Origin of the sequence: Sphingorhabdus sp., assembly GCF_040079335.1 — a bacterium.
In the GTDB taxonomy this organism is placed as follows: Bacteria; Pseudomonadota; Alphaproteobacteria; order Sphingomonadales; family Sphingomonadaceae; genus Sphingorhabdus_B.
The window spans coordinates 1-2,039 of sequence record NZ_JBEBKL010000123.1 but is presented as its reverse complement, the minus strand read 5'-3'; the positions used below and the strand labels follow the sequence as shown (position 1 = coordinate 2,039).

At 60.3% G+C, this 2,039-nt stretch carries 1 protein-coding gene; it reads right to left on the bottom strand.

All coding sequences use genetic code 11. The features are described 5' to 3' along the window. A partial coding sequence (gene mobF / locus ABL922_RS14695) for a MobF family relaxase (RefSeq protein ID WP_349024954.1) occupies nt 1-2,003 on the bottom strand: 2,003 nt, incomplete at its 3' end. Between the last annotated feature and the right edge of the window lie 36 nt (nt 2,004-2,039).

The following is a 2,039-nucleotide window of genomic DNA, read 5'->3' as shown; positions in this document are numbered from 1 at the left end:
TCCTCGATGACACGGCCATGGGCTGCCAGAAGATCGAGCGCCTGGGCAGCGTAGCCTTCGTTCGACAATCCTGCGACGGCCAGCAACAGCGGCGAATTGCGCTGTCGGATATTCTCGTCCATCCGCTCCATCGGCGCGCCTGCAGCTTGCGCCACGGCAAAACTCTTGCCCTGTTCGATCGCTGACAATTGCTGGCGATCGCCAATAAAATGGAGCCCGTCGAGCGCGAAAGCCTTGGCGATTTCGTTCAGTCTCAGCATGTCACGCGACGAGACCATCGAAGACTCGTCGACCAGCAGAACGGTGTTCTTCAGCTCGGCGCGGGCCGCTTCAAATTTCGCACCGGTGCCCCGACTGGCAAGCCCACCATAGCGGCCAATGAATGAGGCGATGGTCTGCGCCTCAATGCCCTCCCCTCGTCCGCCATCCGCTTGAGCAGAGCCGCGCAGGTCAGCGACCATCTTGTTCTGAAATGCCAAGCCAAGGACACGGACGCCTTCACTTTCAGCCGCGCGGGCGACGGCATTGATCATCGTTGATTTGCCAGCACCAGCAACGCCCTGGATCAGCGTTGAACGGTCGCCCGACGACAGGATCATCACCGCTGCTGCAGTTTGCCCGGCATTGAGCTGCCGGTCACCTACCGCCTCCTGCAGGCGATCAAGCACCTTGTCGGGAGGCAGGATGACACGGCCTTGCCCCTTGCCGGCATCGATATGATCGAGAATGGCCTTTTCCATTGCGAGCGCTGCCGGCGTCGTCACCAGATTGACATGGCCATCCGCCCTGTCCGATTGGCCCGGAATGAGCCGGCCAGCGCCAATCAATTCTGTAATGCGCTTTGTAACGCGCTCTACTTCGACGCCCTTGATCTGGAAGCCGAGGGCGGTCTTGATAATGTCGCCTTGCGAAAAAGCTGCTTCGCGCTCAGACAGATGCCGGACGGCCGATGCGACCGCATGCTGTGCCTTGATCGTCTCCGCTGGCATGAAGAGTGCCGCTGCACCCGACACCACCAACGGATCGCTTGGTCGCAGCAACCCTCCCAATCGGTCGATCAAATCCGCCATGGTCGTCGCGGCCGAACCCGCCCGGCCCGCTTGTTCGCTATGGTGCGCGGCCTCGCTCGCCGCATTTTGAAGGGCTACCCCGTCAAAGCCCAATGCCTGTGCCCGGTCTTTCCAGCTCGCAACCAGCGCGCCGCGATCTTCAACCACCCGCTTGTCGTCGCGCGTATTGATGACCACCTGGTCGCGTCCCTGTGGCGAACGGATACCAAGTTCGCGGGCCTTGTCGTCAATCACTTGCTGGCGTTTGGAAAATTCGTCGCGGACCTCTTTGGGTACGCCTTTGATTTCAAACCCGCCATGTTTTCCAGCTGCCTCGGTTTCATAGCCCAGCTTTTGCAGTTCGGAGCGCAAAGCTGCGTGATAGACTTGGCCGATAACGGTGTTGTTCTTCCAGATTTCCCCGTTCCACAGCGCCTTCCAACTGCCGTTTGCCATCCGCGTCACATTGGCGACGACGGCATGGATATGTCCCTGCGGGTCGAGCGCGCGGCTCGTGTCATGAGGGAACAGCGCATAGACAAGCTTGCCGGTCTTTTGCGGTTCACCATTACGGTTGCGGTCATAGTTCCGGGCTTCGGCGTAGGAGCGCTCGACAAAGGACATGGTTTTCTCGACCGCGCGCATATTGGCCCCAAGGATGCGCTCGTCGCCTGCAACATAGGCCATGACCGAGGCAGATTTGGGCATTGAGAAAGTGAGATCGAGACCTGCCCGCCTGCCCTCGACCTGCCCGACCTTCTCGCCGGCCGGCAAATGACCATTGAGCACGGCCTCAAACATGTCCTTGTCGACCATGCCCTCCAGCCCAAGATCGCGCGCACCCGCCCCGCCCCAGACTCCCTTTTCCGCGTTCTCCTCGGCTGTGTAATAGTTGTCCTTGGCAAAATAGGTTGCAGCACCACCGGACGAGCGAACAGGAGCAATGGAGTGCACGGCGCTACAGCTCCGGTCCGTCAGCTTGGCCTATGT